Origin of the sequence: Tsukamurella asaccharolytica, from assembly GCF_007858435.1 — a bacterium.
In the GTDB taxonomy this organism is placed as follows: Bacteria; Actinomycetota; Actinomycetes; order Mycobacteriales; family Mycobacteriaceae; genus Tsukamurella; species Tsukamurella asaccharolytica.
In genome coordinates this window covers 251114-258123 of sequence record NZ_VIGW01000005.1, presented here as the reverse complement: position 1 = coordinate 258123, position 7010 = coordinate 251114, and the positions used below count along the sequence as shown (strand labels likewise).

At 72.8% G+C, this 7010-nt stretch carries 9 protein-coding genes and 1 pseudogene; 4 read left to right on the top strand and 6 right to left on the bottom strand.

Features of this window, described 5'->3' with window-relative positions; all coding sequences use genetic code 11:
- Positions 1 to 463 (bottom strand): annotated as a pseudogene (locus FK529_RS12465) (hypothetical protein); the annotation flags it as partial.
- Here FK529_RS12465 and FK529_RS12460 point away from each other — a divergent pair.
- Genes FK529_RS12460 through FK529_RS20035 form a run of 3 tightly spaced genes read left to right on the top strand, consistent with a single transcriptional unit; the run spans position 420 to position 2082 of the window.
- Positions 420 to 1556 (top strand): Mrp/NBP35 family ATP-binding protein, encoded by a 1137-nt coding sequence (locus FK529_RS12460; RefSeq protein WP_146561558.1) that lies wholly within the window; start codon positions 420 to 422, stop codon positions 1554 to 1556. The pseudogene FK529_RS12465 and the gene FK529_RS12460 overlap by 44 nt on opposite strands.
- Complete coding sequence (locus FK529_RS12455; protein ID WP_146561556.1) at positions 1553 to 1957, top strand: GNAT family N-acetyltransferase; 405 nt, start codon at positions 1553 to 1555, stop codon at positions 1955 to 1957. Before FK529_RS12460 ends, FK529_RS12455 begins: the two co-directional genes overlap by 4 nt.
- A complete protein-coding gene (locus tag FK529_RS20035) occupies positions 1942 to 2082 on the top strand; it encodes a hypothetical protein (protein ID WP_158635111.1) in 141 nt (46 codons plus the stop codon). Before FK529_RS12455 ends, FK529_RS20035 begins: the two co-directional genes overlap by 16 nt.
- Before the next feature lie 241 nt (positions 2083 to 2323).
- On the opposite strand, the gene tatB is transcribed toward FK529_RS20035, so the two are convergent.
- The 4 genes from tatB to sigE all read right to left on the bottom strand — a co-directional run bounded on the left by tatB (position 2324) and on the right by sigE (position 5533).
- Positions 2324 to 2824, bottom strand: a complete 501-nt coding sequence (gene tatB / locus FK529_RS12450) for a Sec-independent protein translocase protein TatB (protein ID WP_146561554.1) — start codon at positions 2822 to 2824, stop codon at positions 2324 to 2326.
- A gap of 72 nt (positions 2825 to 2896) precedes the next feature.
- On the bottom strand, positions 2897 to 4306 hold the full coding sequence (locus tag FK529_RS12445; protein WP_231703055.1) for a S1C family serine protease: 1410 nt from the start codon (positions 4304 to 4306) through the stop codon (positions 2897 to 2899).
- A 73-nt stretch (positions 4307 to 4379) separates the two neighbouring features.
- Positions 4380 to 4760 (bottom strand): hypothetical protein, encoded by a 381-nt coding sequence (locus tag FK529_RS20280; protein ID WP_193559695.1) that lies wholly within the window; start codon positions 4758 to 4760, stop codon positions 4380 to 4382.
- A 119-nt stretch (positions 4761 to 4879) separates the two neighbouring features.
- Positions 4880 to 5533, bottom strand: coding sequence for an RNA polymerase sigma factor SigE (gene sigE / locus FK529_RS12435; protein ID WP_146561550.1), 654 nt, complete (start codon positions 5531 to 5533; stop codon positions 4880 to 4882).
- Positions 5534 to 5775: 242 nt separating this feature from the next.
- Between sigE and FK529_RS12430 the strand changes: the two genes are divergently transcribed.
- Positions 5776 to 6426 carry an O-methyltransferase gene (locus tag FK529_RS12430; protein ID WP_146561548.1) on the top strand — a complete coding sequence of 217 codons (651 nt, stop codon included), beginning with the start codon at positions 5776 to 5778 and terminating at the stop codon, positions 6424 to 6426.
- A 209-nt stretch (positions 6427 to 6635) separates the two neighbouring features.
- On the opposite strand, the gene FK529_RS12425 is transcribed toward FK529_RS12430, so the two are convergent.
- On the bottom strand, positions 6636 to 6854 hold the full coding sequence (locus FK529_RS12425; protein WP_146561546.1) for a hypothetical protein: 219 nt from the start codon (positions 6852 to 6854) through the stop codon (positions 6636 to 6638).
- Positions 6855 to 7010 lie beyond the last annotated feature (156 nt).

Genomic DNA, 7010 nt, shown 5'->3' with positions numbered 1-7010 from the left:
CCGGACAAGCGCAGCCGTCGCCGGCCGGTCCGGCCGCGGGGGCGACGACCTCCCAGCGGCCCGCGGTGGCCCCGTCGGCGGCGAGCGCGGCACGCGGTCCCGGGGGCACGCCGCTGCCCACCACGGTGAGCGACTGCGCGCCCCCGACCAGCGAACCGGGCGCGCCCGGCGCACCGTCGAGCCCGACGCGGCCGGTGCCGCCCGGCCCGGCGCCCGCGGGCGACCCCGGTCCCGGCGGGGCGCTCGCGATCCCGTCGAGCGTGCGCCCGGCCCCGCCGTCCGAAGTCCGGCCCGCGCCACCCTCGGTGCGCCCGGCGCCGTCGAGCAGGCCCGTTCCGTCCTCCTCGCCGACGGTGCCCCGCCCCCCGCGGTAAGGCGGATTCCTCGCTCCCGGGCCTGCCGATACGATGGAGGGCGTTATGAGTGTGGTGACGGAAGACGCGATCCGGTCGGCCCTGGCCACCGTGAACGACCCCGAGATCGGCAAGCCGATCACCGATCTGGGGATGGTGAAGTCGGTCGCGGTGCAGGCCGATTCGTCGATCGACGTCGAGGTGTACCTCACCACCTCCGCGTGCCCCATGCGCACCCAGATCGTGGACCGTGTGCGGGCGGCCGTCGCCGACGTGCCCGGCACCGGCGAGGTGCGCGTCGAGCTGGACGTGATGAACGACGAGCAGCGCGCCGAGCTGCGTAAGACGGTGCGCGGCGACCGGGCCGAGCCCGTGATCCCGTTCGCCCAGCCCGGGTCCCTGACCCGCGTGTACGCGGTCGCGTCGGGCAAGGGCGGCGTCGGCAAGAGCTCCGTCACCGTCAATCTCGCGGCGTCGATGGCCGCGCGCGGCCTCTCCGTGGGCGTGCTCGACGCCGACATCTACGGTCACTCCGTGCCGCGCATGATGGGTACCGACGCCCGTCCCACGCAGGTCGACTCGATGATCATGCCGCCGCAGGCGCACGGCGTGAAGGTCATCTCGGTGGCCATGTTCACCACCGGCAACACCCCCGTCGTGTGGCGCGGGCCGATGCTGCACCGCGCGCTGCAGCAGTTCCTCGCCGACGTCTTCTGGGGCGATCTCGACGTGCTCCTGCTCGACCTGCCGCCCGGCACCGGCGACGTCGCGATCTCCATCGCGCAGCTCATCCCGGGCGCCGAGATCCTCGTGGTCACGACGCCGCAGACCGCGGCCGCCGAGGTCGCCGAGCGGGCCGGCGCCATCGCGCTGCAGACCCGCCAGCGGGTGGCGGGGGTCATCGAGAACATGTCGGGCCTGACGCTGCCCGACGGGACCGTCCTCGACGTCTTCGGCTCCGGCGGCGGCGAGCAGGTCGCGGCGCGGCTCACCCGCGCCGTGGGCGCCGACGTGCCCCTGCTCGGCCAGATCCCGCTGGACCCGCAGCTCCGCGAGGCCGGCGACTCCGGGACCCCGGTGGTGCTCTCCGCCCCCGACTCCCCCACCGGCTCCGCCCTGCGCGCCATCGCCGACAAGCTCGCCGTCCGCAAGCGCGGCCTGGCCGGTATGTCACTGGGCATCGACACCACCCGCCACCTGTGAGTTTCCGCCTCGTCGCCGAGCCCCCGCCGATCGCGGACTACGTGCGCCTGCGTGCGGACTCGGGCCTGGCGCCGAGGACCGAGGCGCAGGCCGCCGGTGCGCTGGCCAACAGCTGGCGGTGGTGCCACGTGGTGGTCGGCGACGAGGTCGTGGCGATGGGGCGCGTGCTCGGCGACGGGGGCTGGTACTTCCACATCGCCGATATGGCCACCCTGCCCGCGCACCAGGGCCGCGGCATCGGGCGGGCGGTCCTGGACTGGCTCATCGCCGAGATCCGGGCCGCCGCACCCGCGGACCCGTACATCACGCTCATGGCCGACGCCCCCGGACGCCCGCTGTACCGCAAGGTCGGCTTCGTGGAGACCGCGCCCCGCAGTCTCGGCATGTGGCTTCCCACCTGACCACGGCACTCCCGGAGCAGGCGGACGAACGTCGCCGGCGGCACTCCTCGCTGATCGCTGATGCGGTGGTGGGCGCACCCGATCTGACCGGCAGAACCGCCCTCACACCCGATCTGCCCGCCTAGGACCTCTGCCACACCCGGATTGCGCCGTCACACCCGTAATACCTGGCACCGCGTGGCTCCACACCCGAAATGTGCTCGCAGGTGCGCCCGCGGCGTGATCTCCCCCCTGCGAGCAGTGAACCGCATCGTCGACCGTCGGCGCCGCCGCAACGGTGCCTTATCCACAGGCCGCGCACCGGAGTCCACAAGTTTTTCGGCGGTCTGCGCCGGCCGCCGGACCAGGCCTTCAGACGGTCGGCGGTTACGTCGCGTCGACGTCGAACGGGGCCCGCTCCTCGGGTGCCAGCGGTGTGTGGATCCGCGGCATCGTGGGCATTGCGCCCGCGGGCGCGTCGGGCGCCGACTTCTCCAGCGACGGCCCCTTCTCCAGCGAGGTGACCGGGGCGACCGGCGCGGCGGCGTCGACGGCCTTGCGGAGGTTCAGCGCGTCGGCGGTGGAGCGCACCTGCTCGCTCATCTCGCGGATCACGGTGTCGTCGCCGTTGAGGAGGTGCTTGGTGACGATGGCGGTGGGCGTCATGCCGCGCAGGTTCTGGATCTGCTGCAGGGGCTCGCGGATGGCGTCGAAATCGCCGCCCATGTCGTCCTTGAGCTGCTGCGTCGCGCCGGTGGCGTAATCGCGCACCTGCCGCAGCGTCGTGAAGAACCAGTTGACCGCGCCCGGGAGCCGTTCCGGCCCCAGGATCACCAGACCCACGACGACCAGCATGAGGATTTCTCCCATGCCGAGATTCGAGAACACCCCGTCATGCTACGGGAGGCTCAGTACCGCGCGCACCTCGCGGCTGCTCAGCGGGCGACTCGGCCCGGAGGCTCAGGTCAGCGGCTCGGGCGTGACCTTGATCGGGACCTGGCGGCCGTCGCGGGCGACCGTCACCGTCGTCTCCTTGCCCACGCCGACGGCGCGGACGGCGACGATCACGTCGGCCGCCTCGGCCACCTCGACGTCGCCGACCTTGGTGATCACGTCGCCCTCGCGGATGCCCGCCTTCTCGGCGGCTCCGCCCCTCTTCACGTTCTCGACGCGCACGCCGGACGCGGCCTCGTTGCTGACCTCGCGGCCGTTGATGCCGAGGTCGGCGTGGACCACCTTCTGACCGCGGATGATCGACTCGGCGATCGGCCACGCGACGTTGGCGGCGATGGCGAAGTTCAGGCCGATCGAGCCGCCGCCGCCGGGCGAGAGCCCGAGGGTGTTGATGCCGATCTGCCGGCCCTGCAGATCCAGCAGCGGGCCGCCGGAATTACCGGGGTTGATCGCGGCGTCGGTCTGCACCGAATCGAAGGTCGCGGGCGGATTCGGGCCGTCCGCGGGGCCCTGGACCGGGCGGTGCGTCGCGGACACGACGCCGGAGGTGACGGTGCGGCGCAGCCCCAGCGGGGAGCCGATCGCCACGACCGGCTGCCCCGCGACGAGCTCGCCGGAGTCGCCGCGGGCGATCTGCTGCAGCCCGTCGACCGAGACCTTCACGACGGCCACGTCGGTGTACGGATCCGTCCCGACGAGCTGCGCCGGGGTGCGGGTGCCGTTGAAGAAGACGACCTCGATCTTGGCGTCCTTGTTCGTGGAGGCGGTCGCGACGACGTGGTTGTTGGTCATGATGTAGCCGCGCCCGGCGTCGATCACGGAGCCGGAGCCGGTCTCGCCGGACGTCTTGGTGCGCACCTCGATCGTGACCACACTCGCACCGACTTTCCCGACCATGGAGGCGACGGCGCCGGCCTCGGCGGGAGTGCCCTCCGCCGCGGGCAGCGACACCCGCGAGTCGGTGAGCTTCTCGATCGTGGTCCCGGTGATCCGTCCGATCGCGCCACCGAGCAGGCCGATGACCAGCGCGAGCACGCCGAGGACGGCGAGGGCGCGCACGGAGACCCGGCGACCGAAGAGGACGTCGCGGACGCCGAGCTGCTCGGGATCCGGTTGCCGCACGGCCCGCGGCGGCGGCTCGATCGCGGGCTCGCCGAGGCCCGCGAGGGATTCGGTGTCCCGCCACGGGTCCTCCGTTTCGGGCTCGGGCTCCGGCTGGAGCGGGCCGGCGTAGGGATCGCGCTGCAGCGCCTCGACGGTGCCGGGAGGTCGCGAGAAGGCCTCGGCGAGTACGGGGTCGGGCGCGGCGGCCTGCGGCTGCGGCCCGCGTCCCGTGGCCTTGCGGACGGACTCGGGAGCAAAGGCACCGTCGACCCCGTCCGGCCTGCCGAAGACGACCTGTTCGCCTTCAGACACCGAGGGACGGTACGTGGGGCGCGGCTCCAAGCGGGGACGCCGGCTGTCGGGATCGGAGGTCACGGGGTCGAATCTACCGAGCGTTCCGCCGCCGGCCGCGCTTGTCACGCTCGTCGCGTCGCGAGGACCCGGGCGTGAAGGTCGGGAAGCCGTCGAACGGCGCCCGGCCGTTGTGGCAGTCCGTGGGGATCTGCGCGAGCTGACCGAGCAGGCGGTGCGGCACGGTGATCTCGCCCGACTCGCGCAGCGCGGTGCGGACCTGGCGCTGCGCTTCGACCTCGGCGGCGCACACGGCGCACTCGGCGATGTGGGTGCCGGCGCGCAGGTGGGCGTTCATCCGCAGCTCACCGTCGACGAAGGCGACGACCGCCTCGTACGCGAGGTGCTCGGTGGACGAGAACTCGCCCGGGCGGCGCGAAAATGCGCGCTTGATGCTGCCACTGAGATGATCCACGCCGCTCCCTCCTCTGCTCGGGCCGATGGGCGTACCGCCGTTACACCGCCACAGTACCTGCACTCGTCAGTACAACGACGGGTGTCGCCCGGGAGTTCCCGACGGTGCCGGGCGCGCGCTCAGTAGGCGAGCGCGGAGCTGCTGGTCAGGCCCTGATTCGCCAGTGCCTCGCGGATGGACTTGCGGCCGCGGTGGATGCGCGAGCGGACGGTGCCCAGCTTCACGCCCAGGGTGGCCGCGACCTCCTCGTACGAGAGGCCCTCGATGTCGGCGAGGACGACGGCGGCGCGGAACTCCGGCGCCAGTGCGTCGAGCGCGTTCTGCAGTTGCGGGCCGAGGTTGGCGTCCGCGTAGATCTGGCCGGGATCCGGGTCGGACGACGGTACGCGCTCGTAATCCTCCGGCAGCGCCTCCATGCGGATGCGGTTGCGGCGGCGGACCATGTCGAGGAACAGGTTGGTGGTGATGCGGTGCAACCAGCCCTCGAACGTGCCGGGTTCGTAGCTCTGCAGGCTGCGGAAGACGCGGATGAAGGTCTCCTGCGTGAGGTCCTCGGCGTCCTGCGCGTTGCCGGACAGGCGGTAGGCGAGGCGGTAGACACGGTCGGCGTGCTCGCGGACGAGCTCGTCCCAGGAGGGCATGTCGGCGCAGTCGCCCGACGCGTCGAAAGCGGCGGTACCTGCGGGTTCAACCGCACGGTCGTCGTCGAACGTCGCGTACGCAGCCTGCGGCTGCGGCTCCTGCCGGGGTCCGGCCTTGCGGGCCAGGGCCATGCGCTCCTCCTCGTGCCACCGCCGGACGGCGGGGCGCTCCTCTACTCAAGAACTCCCGGGCCGCCCGAATTGTTCCCGGAATCGGCAATTCCACGGCGGGGGTCCTTCGCTGACCGATACCTTTCCCTGCCGCGGTGTGGGAGCGCTGATTCCTCCCTGAGGGTTGCCTGTGCATGCATCGTCGTGGCGCGACTTCTCCGTCACGGCGGGGTGGCCGTCGGGCGACGGGCTACCATTGCGGCGTGTCCAACTCCGCCGCATCCTCCCTCGTCACGTACGCCGAGAACGCCATCGTCGAGGACGAGGCGATGTCCTCCGCGCGCGAGCGTGCCGCCGACCTGGGCGTCGACGCGGTCTCGCCGTCGGTGGGCGCCCTGCTGTCGGTGTTCGCCGCCGCGGGCGGCGCGAAATCCGTCGTCGAGGTCGGGACGGGCGCCGGCATCAGCGGCCTGTGGCTGCTCTCCGGCATGCGACCGGACTCGGTGCTCACCACGATCGACTCCGAGCAGGAGTTCCAGGCCGCCGCGAAGATCGGCTTCCAGCAGGCCGGGGTCGCGGCGAACCGGACGCGCCTGATCAACGGCCACGCCCTCGACGTGCTCCCCCGCCTCGCCGACGCGGCCTACGACCTCATCTTCCTCGACGGTGAGCCCGTCGACCACCCGCGCTACGTCATCGACGCGGTGCGCCTGCTCCGCCCCGGCGGGGTCGTGGTCGTGAATCTCGGCGACGCGGGCTATCGGATCCCCGATCCGGAGGCCCATGACGACGAGGCCTTCGCCGCCCGCGAGGCCACCCGCATCATCGCCGCCGACGAGAACCTGCTCCCCGTGATCCTGCCGCTGGGCGGCGGCCTCGTCGCCGCCGCGAAGGCCTTCGTCCCGGAGGCGTAGGTCCGCCCGGTTTCCCATGTCCGACGGTCCGCGGTGGGCGGTCAGGCCGGGCCGCGGAACCAGGCCCGCGCGCCGTCCGGTAGCCACAGCAGGGCCGGAACGACGAGCACCGCGACCAGGCCCGGCAACCAGCACAGCATCAGCATGAGCGCGAGCACCGTCGCGAGGACGCGGGTGCTGTTCTGCCGACTGCGGAGCAGTGCGATGCCCTACACCACCGCCAGCGCGCACACGCCGAGCGTGAAGAACTCGAGCACGTACCAGGGCGACAGCGAGTCCCAGTACATGTAGTCGAGCTGCCGCGATCCGAGGTCCCAGAACGTCTCCTCGTACTCCGGCGCGATCCCCTCGACCGCCGCGATCGCCGAGCCCGCGACGACCGCGCACATCACCGCGATCACGAGCAGCACGACGCCCGCCGCCGTCACGCTCCCCGGCCTCCCCGCCGGGGCCTGCGCGCGGCAGCGGCGCGTACGGCCTCGCGGCCGGCACCGGCTCCAGCCTCGGTGCCGGCCCACGCCCGCGGCGGGGGTCCGCCGGCCTGCGCGGGGCCGATGTCGCCGGCCGTGGCCGGGCCGCGGGCG